This is a genomic window from Candidatus Amarolinea dominans, from assembly GCA_016719785.1.
GTDB lineage: Bacteria > Chloroflexota > Anaerolineae > SSC4 > Amarolineaceae > Amarolinea > Amarolinea dominans.
The window spans coordinates 26,331-43,776 of record JADJYJ010000014.1; the positions used below are offsets into that span (position 1 = coordinate 26,331).

A 17,446-nucleotide genomic window follows, 5' to 3' on the forward strand; every position below is an offset into this window, starting at 1 on the left:
GAGTAAGGGGTTTGACATTCATCATGACCGGGCAGCCCGAACGGGCGGCCTGGCAGCGCTTCGTGGCCGGCCATCCCGACGGCAACATCTTTCACACCCCGGCCTTCGACGATGTGGCGGCGGGTACAGAGGGCTGGGCCTCGCGACCGTTGGCCGCGGTGGACCGTGCCAGCGGCGAACTCATGGCCCTGTGGCCTGCCGTCCACACCACGGTGTTGGGCGGCCTCCTGCGGCCGCTGACCACGCGCGCGGTGCTTTTTGGCGGCATGTTGGTTGCACCTGAACCTGCGGGGCAAGACGCCCTGGACGCCTTGCTGGCGGTGGTCAACCGCCGGGCCTGGGGGCGCTCCCTCTTCACCGAGCTGCGACATCAGGCGGATGTGATGGCCTGGCAGGCGCGGCTGGAGGCGGCCCATTTTCGCTGGGAGCCGCACCTGAACTTCCTGATTGACCTGCGGCAGTCGGAAGAGGCGCTGTGGAACGGACTGAGCAGCAGCGCGCGGCGCAATGTGCGCACCGCGCAGAAAAAAGGCGTCAGCGCGCTGACGGTCAGCGACCAGGCGGGGGTCGAGACATTCTACGGCCTGCTGCGCAAGGTGTATGGACATGCTGGCGTGTATCTGACCGATCTTTCGCTCTTTCGGCGGGCGTTCGAGGTGCTCGGCCCGTTGGGTCAGTTCCAGATTGTGCTGGCGATGGCTGACGGTGTCGCCATCGGTGGGCGGGCATCATTGCTTTACAAGGGCCGTCTGCTCGATTGGTATGCCGGCGCCGACCGTGAGGCTGCGCGCCTCTACCCGAACGATTTTCTGGTCTGGCATCTCCTGCAATGGGGCCACGCGCAGGGGTTCAGCGTTTTTGATTTTGGCGGCGCCGGGCATCCCGATAAGCCGTATGGCGTGCGTGATTTCAAGGAACGCTTCGGCGGTCAGTTGGTGAATTATGGACGCAGTGTCAAGATTCATGCGCCCTGGTACGGCCTGGCGGTCAAGGCCTATGAGATTTATCGGAAATGGATCATCCAAGCATGACACAGGCAAGCAGCCACGATGCGCCCCTGCCGGCGCCATTCATTCACCCCACGGCCCAGGTGTCGCCCCAGGCCACCCTGGGCGCAGGCACCACCGTGTGGAACTGGGTGCAGATACGTGAGGGCGCGCGGCTGGGCGAGCAGTGCATCATCGCCAAAGGGGTCTATATTGACTACGGCGTGCAGATCGGCAGCCGCGTCAAGATTCAGAACCAGGTGTCAGTCTATCACGGCGTCACCCTGGAAGATGGCGTTTTTGTGGGGCCGCATGTCTGCTTCACCAACGACCGCCTGCCGCGGGCCATCAACGCGGATGGGACGTTGAAACGTGACAGCGACTGGGCCGTGACACCGACCCTGGTGCGCAGCGGGGCTTCGCTGGGCGCCAACAGCGTCATCTTGCCGGGCGTTACCGTGGGGCGCTGGGCGCTGGTCGGCGCCGGCGCGGTCGTCACCCATGACGTGCCCGATCATGGGCTGGTGCTGGGCAATCCGGCCCGCCTGGTCGGCTATGTTTGCCACTGCGCCAACCGTCTGACCGTCGCCAATTCCGTCGGAGTGTGCCCGGCGTGCGGCCGGGAAATTGAACTCCCCGATTGGCAGGAGAATCTATGCTGAAAGTTGCCGTCGTAGGGGTGGGCGCCATGGGGCGCAATCACGCGCGTATCTTTGCCGAAATGCCGCAAACTCACCTGGCGGCCGTGGCCGATCTCGATGCCGAAGCGGCGGCGCAGGTAGCGCGGACGTACAAGGCGGAGGCTTACGCCGACTTCGAAGAGATGTTGACCATCGAACGACCTGATGTCGTGTCGGTGGCAGTGCCCACGCGGCTCCATCGGCCGGTGGCCGTGGCCGCGTTGGAGGCTGGTAGCCATGTGTTCGTGGAAAAGCCGCTGGCGCTCTCGGTCACTGATGGCCAGGCGATTTTGGATGCCGCGCGTCGCACCGGCCGCAAGCTGGCGGTGGGCCACATCGAACGCTTCAACCCGGCCGTCGTCGAGCTGAAGCGCCTGTTGGACGAAGGACAACTGGGCCGCATGTTTCAGTTGCGTTCGCGGCGCGTCGGCCCCTTCCCACCGCGCGTCGAAGATGTGGGCGTGGTGTTCGATCTGGCGACGCATGAAGTCAACATCCTGGAGTATCTGACCCAGGCCCGCATCACATCGCTGTATGCGGAAACGCAGCGCGAGATTCACGCCGCGCATGAAGACCTGCTGTCCGGTGTCCTGAAATTCAGTAATGGCGCGGTCGGTGTTTTAGACATCAACTGGCTGACGCCCAAGAAGTTCCGTGAGCTGACCATCATCGGGGAGCGCGGCATGTTTGTCGTCAACTACCTGACGCAGGAGCTGCAATTTTTCGAGAACAGCAGCGCCAGTAACGGCCAGTGGGAAGGGTTGACCGCCCTGATGGGGGTGAGCGAAGGTCGTGTGGTGAAATATGAGTTGAAGCGCAAGGAGCCGCTGCGTGCCGAACTTGAGGCGTTCATCAGCGCCGTGGTCGAAGATCATACGCCGCTGATTGATGGCGCTGAGGGCTTGCGCGCGGTCCTGCTGGCCGAGAAAATCATCGAATCAGGCCGCACGCACCAGATCATCCGATTGACCTGACAACGCGTGATCCCCTAACCCGGAATTTTGATTTGCCAAAGGTTTTGGGCTGTGTTAAGATTGCCCGGTTCTTGGCGCCTTCCTCGCAGCGACGCGTTGGAGGGTGATTTTTTGTTTACGGGATTTTATCTCTGGCCCTACATGATACGGGTCATAGTCGTCTTGGTGAACAAAATGTCATCATCCCCCGGCCTGTTGTTCATCTAAATCTCATCTGTCTGTCATAGAATAGCGGCAGACAAAGAAGTTTTCAGCTAAAAATTCGCATTCCAACCTGGAGTCAAACAACGCTTGTCTGCAGCCCAGATAGATCATGAATATCACCCTGACTGGCTCAACACCGTCGCCCTGGGGCAATACCTGGATACGGTAGAACGTCAGTTTATCTTGTCAACCCTGGCACGTGATCCCTCCGTGCATCGTCTCGTGGATTTATCGGGCGGTTCAGGGCGCATCGCCATTCCCCTGGTGCAGCACGGCTTCGATGTGACGGTGACTGATGTCTCGATCATCCCGCTGCGCCGCTTACGTCAAAAAGATCGCTCGATTCGAGCGGAGTTGGTAGACCCTGCCGCGTCCATGCTTCCCTGGCCGACGCCAGTGTGGACGCCGCTCTTTGCATCCAGGTTCCTTTCTACGTGGAAGATGGTCGTAACTGGTTCTTTCGTGAAGTACACCGGATTATTCGCCCTGGAGGTTGGCTGATTATGACCTCCACCAACCGCCTGTCGTACAAAGGATGGCTCCGGCGCCTGTTACTCGTTCTAGGGCGTATGGAACCACAGTCGTGGCACCGCTTCGAATATGTCTCGACACCCGTTGACCTGGAGACACGGCTGCACACGGCAGGCTTTACGGTTGAGCGCCATCTCGGCTACAACTGGGCGCCGACGCTCCGGTTTTCGGATACCGGACTGTTACCGGTGTACGCAGCCATCGAACGACTCGTGGGCCTGGATCGCATGCCGGCGCTCAGCCCCTGGGTCATCACCAGTGCTCGTCGCACAACGCTTGACGCCTGACCGCCCACGGGCGCAAGCGAGAGGTAAAAAATACATGGACGGTATGCTTCGCTTGAAAAAACCATTGTTGCCCACCGCTGGCTGCCGTTCTCCCAGACTGCACGCGGGAGTGATTTAACATGACACAGCGTACGTTGACTCAATGGGCTTTGGCCCTGATTTGTTTGGCCGCGCTCTTGCTGGCCCCGACGGCCGGCGCCACCACGGCCCAGGATGCGCCCGTCCCTGCGGGTACACCTGAGGGGGCGCCGCCGGCCGCGCCTGGCCTGCCGGCCACGCGTCCTGGCATCTATTTCAAGGACGATGCATCGTTCTGGTACGGCACGGCCGATACCAACCGTTACCACCTGGACGGCACCGTGATGAACTGGTCGTGGGCTTACCTGGAGTCTGGCTATGGCAGCTATCGCCCTGACCGCGTCAACGCGCTTGTAAGTCAATCAGCGGCCAAAGGCAAGAAGGGCGCCTTTGCTATCAGCCCTTACGGCGGCGGCCGCTCGTATGAAACGGGCGTGCGCGATCTGCCTGTCTACATGTGGGACACAGCGAGCTATCCGGTTTCGGACGTAGATCAGTACACGTTCGAGATTTGTAAGTTTTCTGGCCCGGCCTGTGCGGACCCGGGCGCGGATCACCGGCGCTTGCCCATGTACTGGCGCCCAGCCTTCCTGCAGCGTTACCAGGCACTCGCCCAATACTACGGCGATCGTTACATCAACGATACGCGGCTTGAGTTCATCGCCATGGGCTTTGGCACCTACGGCGAAGGGCACATGGTCAACTCAAGCGAAGACAAATACATTATGGAACTGGCCATGCATGCCGATGGCATTACCAATTATTCGGGCGCCTGGCGTGATTACACGGCGGAGGTTGTAGATGCCTTCTACGATGCCTTTAGCGTGTACGATGCCGGCCAGGGGCGTCGGGTGCTAAAGAAGCAACTGCTGGTGCAGATCGCTTCCTTCACCTACCAGGTCAGCGAGCGCCGCGACATAGGTGATTATGCCGCCAGTTTGGGCATCGGCATCTCACTCAACGGCCTGACCCCCGACTTTAATTTTGCTGAAGTCGGCGACGGCCTGTCCGGCTGTCAGAACTGCGGCATGTACGATGTGCTCAACCTGCACTACAACCAGGTGCCGACGGTGTTCGAGACCTATTGGTACATGCTGCAAAGCCCGCGTTCGTTTTACTGGGGCTTGCTGAGCGGACTGGACAAGCACGCGTACTATCTGCGCCTGGATCAGTCGCTCTTTGTAGAAGACAATTCGAATCCTTACCCCGCCCCGCCCCCCAACAATGATCGCACCGAGTACCTTAACATCATCCAGCGCTGGCGGCCCTACGTAGGCGCCAACCTGGGCAATACCCCAAGCGTGTGGGTAGTGATGCGCGACCACCGCAACCCCATCTACTACGACTACGCGTTCGAGGAATCGTCGTTCTTCCCGCAGTTGGGCAACTTCGAGTTCTGGCTCTATCAGAATGACAACGTCCTCGGTGGCCGCACCGTGCCGGAGTCCAACGACCCGTACATCAGCCCGGACCCGGCCATCAACCCGGCGGCCGGCTGGTCAACGAACTGTGGGGGCATTCCTTGTTTTTCCACGTCGTATGTCTACGGCCTGGGCAACTGCGGTGCGCCGGCCGGCGCCGGCCCTGCCTACTGCAATACCAACGCCTATAACACCAACCTGCCCAGCGGCATGGAAGGCTGGGTGGCGCGGCGCACCGATCAGGAGTCCGGCAACCCGTACATGTGGTTCCGCGTGCATCCCGACTACATTACGGTGGGCAAAAACACGGTTGACATCAAGGTGACGTACGCCGACATCGGCACCGACACCTGGGCGCTTGACTATGAGGCCATTGGCGGCGTCATGCGCGCGGCCACACCCACCGGTGCGGGCAACGCCTATGTGGCCAAGACCAACAGCCGCACCTGGAAGACGGCGACCTTCCATATCACCGATGCGCGCATGGGCAAGGGCCTGCGCGCGGACGATGGCAGCCTGGCTGAAAGCGATTTTCGCATCAACTCCCGCGGCGACGGCAACGACTGGGTTCACCTGGTGGATGTCAAGCTGCTGCTGCACGAGATCGAACCGACTCCATCGCCCACGCCCACGGCTACCCGGACACCGACCGTCACCCCCACCTTGACGCCAACGCCGACGCGGACTCCCACCCCTACCCACACACCGACCAAAACCCCGACGCCAACGATTACGCCGACGGCGACGCCGAGCGTAGGCTCGATCCAGGGCGTGGTGTTCGAGGACTTGAACCAGAACTGGACGCTCGATCCCGGTGAGCAGTCCCTGGCCGGCGCCATCATCACGCTGCGTCGTGGCAGCACCGACCTCAGCCATGTCACAACCGGGACCAATGGCGCGTATTCATTCACAACCTTGACGCCCGGCCAATACCAGGTGATCGAGACCGACCCCATTGGCTACACCTCCACCAGCCCCAACAGTTGGCTGCTGGTGGTGCAGGCGGGGGTGGTGCTCACGCAAAACTTCGGTGACACACCCAAGGCACATCTGCAGGGTCTGGTATTCCTGGATGTCAATCGTAACAGTCAGCCGGACGCGGGTGAGCCAGGGCTGCAGGGCGCTGACATTCGGCTGTATCGTGATGCCAATCAAAACGGCCAACTGGACGCTGCCGACGTTCAACTGGCAACCGTAGCCAGCAATAGCAGCGGTTATTATCAGTTCATGTCACTCGACTCCGGCGCTTACCTGGTGCAGGAAGCGATCGTGCCCGGCGGCTATGCGATGATCGGTAATGCGGTCAGCGCGTTTAACATTGCGAATACAGAAACAGTCACGGCCCATTTTGCCCATGCGCGCTTTTTACAGTGGTACCTCCCGGTGATAGGTCGCTGAGCATGGCAGGAGCAGGCTGGCGCAAGTCGGGCTGGCCACGGCCGCCCGGTTTCTCTGCCGTTGGCGTCGTCCTGTGCGTGTTGGCGGTGCTGATGGTCACCGGGGCGCACGCCGCTGGGGGAACACCCACGGCTGAGCGCTTACTCACCCCGGTGCCCACGGTGGACATCAGCCAGGCGCCAGAGGTCTTCTGCGGTAGCAGCCTGCGGGCCGACACACGCGGGCAGCCGTCCAACGTGGCGACCTACGCCTGCCGCAGCGACTGGAACGAAAGCGGGCCGGAAGCGGTTTTCCAATTTCATTTCCTGGAGCCGCAAGCGGTGACCATCAGCCTGGCGTCGCTCGTGCCGGCGGTTGACCTGGATCTCTTCCTGCTGGCTTCGACTGATCCGGCCACGTGCCTGGCGGCTGGCGACAACAGCTTACAACTGCTGAATCTGCCAGCCGGACAGGATTACGTGCTGGTGGTGGACGGGTATCAGGGCAGCGCAGGGGCATTCAACCTGGCGATTCAGTGCCCAATTGGCCCCCAGGCCACGGCCACCCCCACACCAACCGGCACACCGACGCCAACCGCCACCCGCACGCCAACCGCGACGGCAACCGCGACCCCGACGATGACCCCCACGCCGACACCTGGCCCCCGGCGCCTCCCCCTGGTGGGATGGCGCATGGCGCCGACGCCCACGCCGCCGGTGCAGACGCTGGTGTTGCAGATGGGGCTGAATGGATTCAGCGACCAGCAAGACACGACGCTGGATAGTTGGAACCCAACAACGGCGCAGGGCAGCGCAGCCATGTTGCTGGCGCGCTGGAACCGCAGCGCCCAAGTGGATGAGAAGACACCGCTCCTGCGCTTTGGTCTGGCGCCCCTGCCCACCACGGCCCAGGTGGTGTCGGTCAGCCTGGCAGTTTACGTCGTGGAGCGCAGCCTGCCGACTGACCTGGTTTTGCAGGCCTACGGCCTGCAGCGAGCCTGGTCAGAAGCGACGGCGACCTGGGAACAGGCCACGGCATCCACCCGCTGGGCGGCGCCGGGCGCCAATGCCCCCGGACAGGATCGTGATTACGGCCCGACCGCCGCAACGCCCATCAATGCGGTTGGTCGCTGGTATTCTGTAGATGTGACGCACGTGCTGCGGCGTTGGCAAGTCAACCGTCAGACCAACTACGGCCTGACTCTGAAAGCCACTGCCGGCAGCGAAAATGCAAATGTAGAGTTTGCCATGGCCAGCGCCCAATTCGCCGTGGCCGCCCAGCGGCCCAAATTGACGATACACTATTGGGTGCCGGCGTTCTAAAGATGTTCACAAGGAGGGGTATTCCATGATCGGGGGAGGCATTCGAAGAAGGGGGAGCCAACGTATCGGCTGGCTGGAACTGCTCGATCTGACGGATGATGAGCAGGCCGCACAGCGGAGGCGGGTGCAGAAGATGATGAACAAACGGGTCTATCTGGCCATCAAGCGTACCTTTGACATTGTCGTGGCGTCGCTTTTGTTGATCCTTTTGTCGCCGTTGTTTCTCATCATTGCGCTGGCTGTCAAGCTGGACTCGCCCGGGCCGATGATTTTTGTCAGCCCGCGCGCGGGCAAGAACGGAAAATCATTTTCTTTCTTCAAGTTCCGTTCGATGTACAATGGCGTCAATCATCTGGCCGCGCACCAGGAGTTCGTCAAGCAATACCTGAATGGCGACACTGAGAACGGCGCCAGCGACCACAACGGCCAGCACATCTTCAAGCCAGCTATCATCAAACAGGGCGTTACGCCGGTTGGACGCATTCTGCGCAAGACCAGCCTGGACGAACTGCCGCAACTGATCAACGTTCTGCGCGGCGAGATGTCCCTGGTGGGGCCGCGGCCGCCGATGCCCTACGAACTAGCCTACTACAAAGAGTGGCACATGCGCCGCCTTGACGTGACTCCCGGGCTGACCAGCCTGGCGCAAGTCAACGGTCGCAGCAGCCTGCCCTTCGATCGCAGCGCCAGCCTGGACATCGAGTACATCGAAAACCGTACCTTCTGGCTCGATCTGCGGATTCTCTTGGCCACTGTTCCAGTCATCCTGACGATGCGGGACGCCGGCTAAGCCTGCGCGGCCGATAGATACTTTCACGGGAACTCCCACAGAGCCGATGATCCGTCGTCTCGTCGCGCCATCTGCTTCAGTGCGCCAACCACAGGGAGACTTGCCCATGATCGTACTCGTGACTGGCGGCACCGGCTTTCTCGGTCAACACACCGCACGCAGACTTCTGGCCCAGGGGCACCAGGTGTACCTGCTCGGTCGCGACTTCGCCACAGCGACCGACCTGCTGACGCAAGGGGCCGTGCCGGTTGTGGCTGATTTGCGCACCGCCGCGGCAGTCAGCGCCGCCTGCGCCGGGGTGGATGCGGTCATTCACGCCGGCGCCCTGTCTGCAGCCTGGGGGCAACCGGCCGATTTCCACGCCATCAATGTCGGCGGCACCGAGGCGGTCATTGCCGCTTGCCAGCAGCACGGTGTCAGCCGCCTGGTCTACGTCTCTTCGCCGAGCGTCATCTTCGACGGCCGCAGCCATGTCAATGCGACCGAAGAGGCGCCCTTTCCCCGCCGCTTTCAATCGGTCTACGCGCTGACGAAAAAACTGGGTGAGGATCGCGTGCGTGCGGCGGCACAAGAGGGCCTGCCCACGGTCATCATCCGCCCCAAGGCCATCTTTGGCCCTGGCGATCGCTCCCTGCTGCCCAACCTGGTTGCGGTGGCGCGGCGCGGGCGCCTGCCTCAGATCGGCCGCGGGCACAACCTGGTTGACCTGACCTACGTAGAAAACGTGGCGCACGCGCTGACGCTGGCGCTGCAGGCTCCGGCCGCGATTGGCCGCACCTATCACATCACCAACGATGAGCATCTCCTGCTCTGGGATGTCATCCGCTATGTGCTGTCGCGGCTTGGCCTGCGCTTGCGCCGGCGCTCGCTGCCGCTGCCGCTGGTGCGGTTGGCGGCCGCGTTGATGGAAACGCAGGCCCGATTCAGTGGCCGCGACCCGCTGCTGACGCGCTACACCGCGGGCATTCTGGCCTGTACGCAGACCTACGACATCCGCGCGGCCCGGCAGGACCTGGGGTACCGCCCGCTGGTCTCCGTGGCCGCGGGCATCGAAGAGACGCTGCGTCATATGTAGCCGGGGGACGCCGTGACCGAACCGCTCGCTTGCTTCATTCTCGATACCGGCCATTGCCTGGCCTCTGAGCACCACCTCATCGAGGGTGGAGCGCGCCAGCAAATGGCCTGCCATTCCCTCGTCGCGCTGCTGCGCCATCCGCAGCACGGCTGGTTTCTGTGGGACGCCGGTTATGCCCCGGCCATGCTGGAGGCGACGCGGCGTTTCCCCTATCTGCTCTACCGCCTGGCCACGCCGCTGCGCCTGCGACCGGAGCTGGCTGTTGCGGCACAGCTTCCCCGCTTCGGCCTCGCCCCCGCGGACATCGGTCAGGTCATCATCTCGCACTTTCACGCCGATCACATCGCCGGCCTGCGCGACTTTGCCGCGGCGCGCTTCGTCGCCCTGACCGAAGCCTATCAGGCCGTGGCCCCACTGAGCGGATTGGCTGCCCTGCGCCGGGCCTTCATTCCAGCCCTCTTGCCGGCCGATTTTGCCCGCCGCGTTCACCTACTGCCCGCGTTCAATGGCCCACCGCTGGCGGGTCTCGGCCCCACCCACGATCTGTTCAACGACGGCAGTGCCCTGTTGGTGCGCCTGCCTGGTCATGCCCGCGGCCAGGTTGGCCTGCTGGCGCACACCACCCGCGGCCGCCTCTTCTTCGTGGCCGACAGTTGCTGGCTGACGCGTTCCATTGTCGAGCGGCGTCCGCCATCCTCCTTTGTGAACTTCATTGCCGATGACCCTCGCAGCCTGCGTGATACCATCAACCGCCTGCACGGCTTCACCGCAGCCAACCCCGACATCCAAATCGTGCCCAGCCACTGCCCGGATGCGCTGGCACGCCTGTTGGAACTCTGAACGCCCCCCCCCCCCCCCCCCCCTCCTCCCCTCCTCCCTCCTCCCTCCTCCCTCCTCCCTCCTCTCCCTTTATGCGCCCGCTCCTGTCCGTGTTACAATAACAGAGGAGGCGGCTGATATGACGCAACGACATTGGATCGAACCTTCGGCGGTCACGGCGCCTGCGGCGCTGCGCACGGCCGTTGGCGGGCACCCGTTGGTGGCCGACATCCTGACGCGCCGGGGGCTGGCCGATCCCGCGGCGGCCGTTGCCTTTTTGGATTGGCAGCGCTATGTCCCCGCGCCGCCGGAAGATCTGCCTGGCGTGACGCCAGCCGCTGATCTGCTCTGGCAGGCCATCCGCCAGCGCAAACGCCTGGCCGTATGGGGCGACTTCGACGTGGATGGGCAGACGGCCACAACTCTCCTGGTAGACGCCTTGCGTGAACTGGGCGCGCAGCCGCTCTATGTCATTCCTCATCGTTTAAGCGACGGTCATGGCATCAAGCTACCAACGCTGGAGAAGCTGCTGGCCCAGGGCGTTGATCTCCTGCTGACCTGCGATACCGGTGTGGCGGAGCATGAGGCCATCGCCCTGGCACGGGCGCGTGGGGTCCAGGTCATTGTCACCGATCATCATGACCTGCCGCCCGACCTGCCGCGCGTCGAAGCCCTGGTTGAGCCAAAGCTGCTGGCAAGGGCACATCCGCTGCGCGAACTGCCCGGCGTCGGCGTGGCCTTCATCCTCATGCAGGCGCTCTACAGCCGCGCAGGACGTCCCGGCGCTGAGGCACGCCTGCTAGACCTGGTCGCGCTGGGGATCGTGGCTGACGTGGCGCGGCAGGTAGGCGATACGCGCTACTTGCTGCAGCGCGGCCTGCTGCAACTGCGCCAATCGCCGCGCCTCGGCCTGCAGGCGCTCATGGCGCAGGCCAATCTCGACCCCCTGCGCGTGGATGCCGAGACAATCGGCTTTCAGCTTGGCCCGCGGCTCAACGCGCTGGGCCGTCTTGCGGACGCCACCCAGGCTGTTGAACTGCTGACCACCACGGATGCGACCACGGCGCGCATCCTGGCTGCTCAACTGGAAGGGCTGAACAACGAACGCAAGCTGCTGTGCGATCAAGTGGAAGCGGCCGCGCAGGAGATGTTGGCGCGCGAGCCGTCGCTGTTGGATGGGCAGGTGCTGGTTCTGTTGAATCCGCACTGGCACCCCGGCGTGCTTGGTATCGTCGCCAACCGCCTGGCCGAGCAGTACCGGCGCCCGGCGCTGCTGTTGACGCAGGCTCCGGATGGGCTGGCGCGTGGCTCGGCGCGCTCGGTGCCCGGCGTTGACCTGGGCGCGACGATTGCCGCCAATGCACACCTGATCGAACGTTTCGGCGGCCATGCTGGCGCGGCCGGCTTGACCGTGCGACCGGAGCGCGTGCCTGAGCTGCGTCGGGCGCTGTCGAACACCATCGCCACCATGCGCACCACACCGGAAGATGCTTACGCGCTGGCGCTCGATGCCGTTCTGCCACTGCAGGATTTGTCCCTGCCACTGGTGCAAGAATTGAATCGCCTGGCGCCCTTTGGCGAAGGCAATCCGCCGGTCACGCTGGCCACCTTCGAGGTGACAGTGAAGGGACATCGCCTGATCGGCCGCAACCGTCGCCATCGCAAGCTGACGATTGCCGACGCGCAAGGCCATATGCAGGATGTGGTATGGTGGGGAGGGGCGGACGCCGACCTGCCGGAAGGCACGCTGGATGTAGCCTACACCCTGGCGCAGAACGAATACCGGGGCGATACCACCTTGCAACTGGTCATGCGCGCCGTGCGCCTGCGCCGGCCCGCTGCCGTGGAGGTGACGGCTGCGCCTGCCGCGATACCGATTACCGATCTGCGCGGGCTGCCTGATCCGTTGGCTGAGGTGCGCCGCCTGTTGAACAGCGGCGAACCCTGGCAGATTTGGGGCGAGGGTCATGTGGCGCTGGAGGGGCCGGTGCGCGACCGACGCAGTTTGGACGCCGGTCGGCCGTTGATCATCTGGAGCGCGCCGCCGGGTCGGGCCGAATTGGAGCGAGTGCTGGAGCGCGTGGCGCCCCCGCAACTCGCGTTGGTCAATCTGGCAACGGCCGAGGACCGGCTGGAACTGTTCTTACGCAACTTGCTCGGCATGGCCAAGTATGCCATCACCCGACGCGGGGGCGAACTGCACGTGCCGGCGGTGGCAGCCGGCCTGGGTCAACGGGAACTGGCCGTGCGCCGCGGCCTGGCCTGGCTTGAACTGTTTGGACGCCTGCAGGTGGTGAGCTGGCAGACCGGCGACCGGGTCCGCCTGGCTCCGGCCATGGAAGCTGTGGAAGCTGTGAAGGCTGTGGATCGCAGCCTGTCCACGGACGGAGCAGCACAGGAAACCACACGCACCATTGCGCAGGCCGAACTGCAGGCCCTGCTGGCGGAGGCGGCCGCATTTCGGGCTTTTTGCCGGCGTGCCCCCATCGAAGCCTGGATGGGCGAGCGACCAGGGTAGGGCCGTCAACGGGATGTGTCGCACCGGCGAACTCAGTTTGCCAGCGCAGTACACATCAAGACAGTCATGATCAAACACACGACAAGCATAGTAAACATGATGTGAACCTCCGTAACGGTCGGGTCGTTCATCGGCACACGGGACACGATGATCTCTGTGACAAACAGCGCCAAATCGTACTGACGGGCTGATTATGACAGATCATCCGCGTCACAACCGCACAGGACTTTGTCAGACAGCCCGCAGTCACCTGACAGGTTGCCTCCATGAACACGCACCTCTGATCTGCCGGGAGTTTTCCGGGGACAGGGTGACATTCAGGGTCTTCGTCTCCTCAATGAACTGATGGTGAACAGGTATGATGAATTGGATTCCAGACCTTCTCACTGCAAGTCGTCTTCTGTTGGCGGCCCTCATCGTTGCGCTAGGTGTGGCGCGGGGGCGGGATGCTGTCGCGATGGCGCTCATCCTGGCCATGGTCGCGTGGATCAGCGACAATCTGGATGGCTTCATGGCCCGACGCATTCCCAACCGCCAGCCATCCTGGCTGGGGCGTCACGAGTTTGCGGTGGATGTGGTGTTTACCTGGGCCACGCTGGCTTTCATCCTGCTGGCGGGGTTCCTGCCGTGGTGGCTTGGCATTGCTTACACCTTGCTGGCGCTGATCGTGGCGGCCCTGGTACAGCGCAAGCCCATCACCATCATTTTCCTGCGCGTCATTGACGTGACTGCGGTGCTGTTAGTTCTGTGGTTTTACCGGGAGTTGGGGCTGCTGCTGATTGCCTTCTTGCTCACGCTGGCTGCCGTGCAGTGGCCGCGACTATCGCGCGACAGCGTCACCTGGGCCAGAACGGTGTGGGGGCTGGTGAGGGACTTCTTGCGTGGGCGTAATTCGGTGCCGTAGCCGTAGCCCTTGTCAGAGCAGCAGTTCAGCCATGACGCGCAAGCCCTCGATGGTCAGGGTGGCGATGTTGAGTGTGGTGATGGGGCTGTTGCGCCAAAGCTCCAGGCGCTCGGCGATGCGTTCTTTTGGCCCACAGAGCGCCACATCATCCACCAGATCATCCGGCACCGCGGCCATGGCTTCCCATTTCTTGCCCGCCAGGTACAGGTCCTGAATCTGATTGGCCGCGTCGGTGTAGCCGTAGCGGCAGGCCAGGTCGTGATAGAAGTTCTTGCCCTTCGCACCCATGCCGCCGATGTACAGCGCCAGGAACGGCTTGACCAGGTTGCGCGCGTTGTTCACATCCTTGCCGACCGATACCGGCACCGAAGGGGCAATGTCAAAGTTCGCCAGGCTCTTGCCTCCGCCCGCTTTGGCAAAGCCGGCTTCGATCTGAGGTTGGTAGGTCTGCGCGTAATGGCGCGGTGAGAAGAAGATGGGCAACCAGCCATCGGCAATTTCAGCCGCCATCTCGACATTCTTGGGGCCGATGGCCGCCAGGTAGATGGGCAGATCCGGCCGGCCATGCAGGATGCTCTTCAACGGCTTGCCCAGCCCGGTGGCGTCCGCGCCCAGGTAGGGAATCTGGTAGAATTCGCCGTCATGTACCAGCGGCGCCTCACGCCTGAAGATGTCACGTACAATGCTGACATACTCGCGTGTCTTGCCCAGTGGCTTGCCGTAGGCCAGGCCGTGCCAGCCCTCGACGACCTGCGGGCCGGAAAGCCCCAGGCCGAGCAGAAAGCGTCCGCTGCTCAGTTGGTCGAGCGTCATCGCGGTCATCGCCGTGTTGGCGGGGGTGCGGGCCGGCATCTGCATGATGGCCGTGCCCAGGTGAATCTGGCGGGTCAGCGCGCCCAGCCAGGCCAGGGGCGTGACAGCATCGGAGCCGTAGGACTCCGCCGTCCACACCACGTAGGCGCCCAAGCGGTCGGCCTCCTGAATCATTTCCAGCGGGAGTTCGATCTTGGCGCCGGAGTAACCGACATTCAGTCCGAGTCGGAGTGATGGCATGTGATTTCCTCGCAATCCAGGTATGGGCACACGGTCATCATAACACGACGCGCGGCCTGCGGTCAAAAAAAACCAGGCGAAAGACCCGAGCTACTTCCCGCCCTTCTCGAATTTACGAATCTTCTCCCACAGAGGCGAATTGTCCAGGTCTTCCATGGCCCGGCGCAGTTCGATGATCTGATCGCGCAGTTGCGCGGCCTTCTCGAACTCCAGCGACTGTGCGGCGGTCTTCATCTCCTTTTCCAACTGCTTGATGATGCGCGCCGCTTCATCTTTGGGCAGCGCGGCCAGAGACAGTGCCCTGGTCGGCGCGCCATCCTCACCGCCCACCTGGTAGACCGGCCGTGCTTCGGCCACCATCCTGGCGCCGGCCACACGCTGCGTCAAGTCACGCACCGACTTGCTAATGCTGCGCGGCTCGATACCGTGCGCCTTGTTGTGCGCGATTTGAATGTCACGGCGCCGGCTTGTCTCATCCATCGCCCTCTGCATCGAATTGGTCACCCGGTCAGCGTAGAAGATGGCCGTGCCGTTGATATGGCGCGCCGCGCGCCCCACCGTCTGGATGAGCGCCGATTCCGAGCGCAGGAATCCTTCTTTGTCCGCGTCCAGCACCGCCACCAGGGAAACCTCCGGCAGGTCGAGTCCTTCACGCAGCAGGTTGATGCCAACCACCACATCATGCACGCCCAGGCGCAGGTCACGCAGAATCTCGATCCGCTCCAGGGTGTCAATGTCCGAGTGCAGGTAGTGTACCTTGACGTTGACCTCGCGTAGATACTCAGCCAGGTCCTCGGCCATGCGCTTGGTCAAGGTAGTGACCAGGACGCGCTCGCCCCGCGCGGTGCGCAGGCGAATCTCCCGGATCAAATCGTCAATCTGCCCCTTGGTCGGCCGCACGATGACCTGCGGGTCCACCAGACCGGTGGGGCGGATGATCTGCTCGACGATCTGGCTGGAATGGCTGCGTTCGTACGGGCCAGGCGTGGCGCTGGTGTAGATCGCCTGCTTGAGCAACGACTCGAACTCCTCGAAGGTCAGCGGGCGATTGTCGAGCGCGCTGGGCAGGCGGAAGCCGTACTGCACCAGCACCTCCTTGCGGCTGCGGTCGCTGCGGTACATGCCGGCAATCTGCGGGATCGTCATGTGGCTCTCATCCGCCACCAGCAGCCAATCGGCCGGGAAGTAATCGAGCAGGGTCCAGGGACGCGCGCCGGCCGGACGCCGGGCCAGGGGCCGGCTGTAATTTTCGATGCCGGAACAAAAGCCCACCTCGCGCATCATCTCCAGGTCATAGCGGGTGCGCTGTTCCAGGCGCTGCGCTTCCAGCAGCTTATCCTCGGCCCGGAACTGTTTGAGTTGGGCTTCCAACTCTGCTTCGATCTCCTGCATCGCCTCCACCAGCTTATCTTGCGGCGTGATGAAGTGCTTGGCCGGGTAGATGTCCACGGACTGATGCTCCTGCAACACCTCACCGGTCAACGCGTCCACCTCGGTGATGCGCTCGATCTGATCGCCCCAGAACTCGATGCGATAAGCCTGCTCGCCATACGCCGGCAGGACTTCCAACGTATCGCCGCGCACCCGGAACTTGCCGCGCTGCAGCGTGCCATCGTTACGGTCGTAATAGATGCTGACCAACTCGCGCAGCACCGTGTCGCGGCGAATGGTGTTGCCCATGCGCAAATTGACCACTGCGCGACCGTAATCCTCCGGACTGCCCAGGCCGTAGATGGCCGACACCGAAGCCACGATCACGACATCGCGGCGACTCAGGAGGGCCGAGGTCGCGGCCAGGCGCAGGCGGTCAATCTCCTCGTTGATTTGGGAGTCTTTCTCGATGTAGGTGTCGGTTTTGGGCGCGTAGGCTTCGGGTTGGTAGTAATCGTAGTAAGAGACGAAGTACTCGACCGCATTCTGCGGCAGCAGTTCTTTCAACTCGCTGTAGAGCTGCGCGGCCAGCGTCTTGTTGTGCGCCATGATCAGCGCAGGCCGCTGCACCTGTTCGATCACCCAGGCCATCACGGCCGTCTTGCCCGTACCCGTCGCGCCCAGCAGCGTCTGGTGCTGAAAGCCCTCGCGCAGCCCCTTCACCAATTGCTCGATAGCCTTCGGCTGATCGCCGGTCGGTTGGAAATCAGAGACGACTTTGAAATCAGGCATAGTCCCCACCAATCAGAGTGCAGAGTGCAGAGTGCAGAGTGCAAAGCGCAGAGTGCAGAGTGCAAAGCGCAGAGTGCAGAGTGCAGAATGCAGAGTGCAGAGTGCAGAGCGAACACTTGTTTTGTTGGGATGTATTATAGCGCAAGGGCAGAAGCTGTCCAAGTACACGGACAAAGCGCAATACGGCAGAGGCAGGCCGATTTTCGATTTTCGATTTTCGATCTCCGGTCTCGCACACGAATCTCCGGTCTCGCACACGAATCT

General features: G+C 62.8%; 14 protein-coding genes. 12 read left to right on the forward strand and 2 right to left on the reverse strand.

Annotation, left to right across the window (positions count from 1 at the left end):
- Window positions 1-11 precede the first annotated feature (11 nt).
- The 12 genes from IPM84_15420 (at window position 12) to IPM84_15475 (ending at window position 13,966) form a co-directional block, all read left to right on the forward strand.
- Entirely contained in the window at window positions 12-1,031 is a 1,020-nt protein-coding gene (locus tag IPM84_15420) for a GNAT family N-acetyltransferase (GenBank protein MBK9094128.1), read from the forward strand.
- Complete coding sequence (locus tag IPM84_15425) at window positions 1,028-1,648, forward strand: N-acetyltransferase (protein ID MBK9094129.1); 621 nt, start codon at window positions 1,028-1,030, stop codon at window positions 1,646-1,648. The genes IPM84_15420 and IPM84_15425 overlap by 4 nt, the downstream gene beginning before the upstream one ends.
- Window positions 1,642-2,640, forward strand: a complete 999-nt coding sequence (locus IPM84_15430; GenBank protein ID MBK9094130.1) for a Gfo/Idh/MocA family oxidoreductase — start codon at window positions 1,642-1,644, stop codon at window positions 2,638-2,640. Before IPM84_15425 ends, IPM84_15430 begins: the two co-directional genes overlap by 7 nt.
- Before the next feature lie 291 nt (window positions 2,641-2,931).
- Window positions 2,932-3,345 carry a hypothetical protein gene (locus IPM84_15435; GenBank protein MBK9094131.1) on the forward strand — a complete coding sequence of 138 codons (414 nt, stop codon included), beginning with the start codon at window positions 2,932-2,934 and terminating at the stop codon, window positions 3,343-3,345.
- Window positions 3,243-3,662 (forward strand): hypothetical protein, encoded by a 420-nt coding sequence (locus tag IPM84_15440; protein ID MBK9094132.1) that lies wholly within the window; start codon window positions 3,243-3,245, stop codon window positions 3,660-3,662. Before IPM84_15435 ends, IPM84_15440 begins: the two co-directional genes overlap by 103 nt.
- Before the next feature lie 119 nt (window positions 3,663-3,781).
- Entirely contained in the window at window positions 3,782-6,559 is a 2,778-nt protein-coding gene (locus IPM84_15445) for a hypothetical protein (GenBank protein MBK9094133.1), read from the forward strand.
- A 2-nt stretch (window positions 6,560-6,561) separates the two neighbouring features.
- Entirely contained in the window at window positions 6,562-7,860 is a 1,299-nt protein-coding gene (locus IPM84_15450; protein MBK9094134.1) for a DNRLRE domain-containing protein, read from the forward strand.
- A gap of 25 nt (window positions 7,861-7,885) precedes the next feature.
- Entirely contained in the window at window positions 7,886-8,650 is a 765-nt protein-coding gene (locus IPM84_15455) for a sugar transferase (protein MBK9094135.1), read from the forward strand.
- Window positions 8,651-8,756: 106 nt separating this feature from the next.
- Window positions 8,757-9,725: an NAD-dependent epimerase/dehydratase family protein gene (locus IPM84_15460; protein MBK9094136.1), complete on the forward strand. Its 969-nt coding sequence runs from the start codon at window positions 8,757-8,759 to the stop codon at window positions 9,723-9,725.
- Window positions 9,726-9,737: 12 nt separating this feature from the next.
- Window positions 9,738-10,565 carry an MBL fold metallo-hydrolase gene (locus IPM84_15465; GenBank protein ID MBK9094137.1) on the forward strand — a complete coding sequence of 276 codons (828 nt, stop codon included), beginning with the start codon at window positions 9,738-9,740 and terminating at the stop codon, window positions 10,563-10,565.
- A 118-nt stretch (window positions 10,566-10,683) separates the two neighbouring features.
- Window positions 10,684-13,062, forward strand: a complete 2,379-nt coding sequence (gene recJ, locus IPM84_15470; GenBank protein ID MBK9094138.1) for a single-stranded-DNA-specific exonuclease RecJ — start codon at window positions 10,684-10,686, stop codon at window positions 13,060-13,062.
- Window positions 13,063-13,420: 358 nt separating this feature from the next.
- The gene (locus tag IPM84_15475; GenBank protein ID MBK9094139.1) at window positions 13,421-13,966 is read left to right on the forward strand and encodes a CDP-alcohol phosphatidyltransferase family protein; all 546 of its coding nucleotides are present in this window, start codon (window positions 13,421-13,423) and stop codon (window positions 13,964-13,966) included.
- A gap of 12 nt (window positions 13,967-13,978) precedes the next feature.
- Here the strand turns inward: IPM84_15475 and IPM84_15480 are convergent, their stop codons facing one another.
- Both IPM84_15480 and uvrB read right to left on the reverse strand, forming a co-directional pair.
- A complete protein-coding gene (locus IPM84_15480; protein MBK9094140.1) occupies window positions 13,979-15,019 on the reverse strand; it encodes an LLM class F420-dependent oxidoreductase in 1,041 nt (346 codons plus the stop codon).
- A gap of 90 nt (window positions 15,020-15,109) precedes the next feature.
- Window positions 15,110-17,182 carry an excinuclease ABC subunit UvrB gene (gene uvrB / locus IPM84_15485; GenBank protein MBK9094141.1) on the reverse strand — a complete coding sequence of 691 codons (2,073 nt, stop codon included), beginning with the start codon at window positions 17,180-17,182 and terminating at the stop codon, window positions 15,110-15,112.
- Window positions 17,183-17,446: the final 264 nt, after the last annotated feature.

What these genes read in the sequence shown, in the direction of transcription:
- IPM84_15460 (MBK9094136.1), top strand. Translation starts at nt 8,757, where the DNA reads ATGATCGTACTCGTGACTGGCGGCACCGGCTTTCTCGGTCAACACACC.
- IPM84_15480 (MBK9094140.1), bottom strand. Translation starts at nt 15,019, where the DNA reads ATGCCATCACTCCGACTCGGACTGAATGTCGGTTACTCCGGCGCCAAG.
- recJ (MBK9094138.1), top strand. Translation starts at nt 10,684, where the DNA reads ATGACGCAACGACATTGGATCGAACCTTCGGCGGTCACGGCGCCTGCG.
- IPM84_15475 (MBK9094139.1), top strand. Translation starts at nt 13,421, where the DNA reads ATGATGAATTGGATTCCAGACCTTCTCACTGCAAGTCGTCTTCTGTTG.
- IPM84_15450 (MBK9094134.1), top strand. Translation starts at nt 6,562, where the DNA reads ATGGCAGGAGCAGGCTGGCGCAAGTCGGGCTGGCCACGGCCGCCCGGT.
- uvrB (MBK9094141.1), bottom strand. Translation starts at nt 17,182, where the DNA reads ATGCCTGATTTCAAAGTCGTCTCTGATTTCCAACCGACCGGCGATCAG.
- IPM84_15455 (MBK9094135.1), top strand. Translation starts at nt 7,886, where the DNA reads ATGATCGGGGGAGGCATTCGAAGAAGGGGGAGCCAACGTATCGGCTGG.
- IPM84_15430 (MBK9094130.1), top strand. Translation starts at nt 1,642, where the DNA reads ATGCTGAAAGTTGCCGTCGTAGGGGTGGGCGCCATGGGGCGCAATCAC.
- IPM84_15445 (MBK9094133.1), top strand. Translation starts at nt 3,782, where the DNA reads ATGACACAGCGTACGTTGACTCAATGGGCTTTGGCCCTGATTTGTTTG.
- IPM84_15425 (MBK9094129.1), top strand. Translation starts at nt 1,028, where the DNA reads ATGACACAGGCAAGCAGCCACGATGCGCCCCTGCCGGCGCCATTCATT.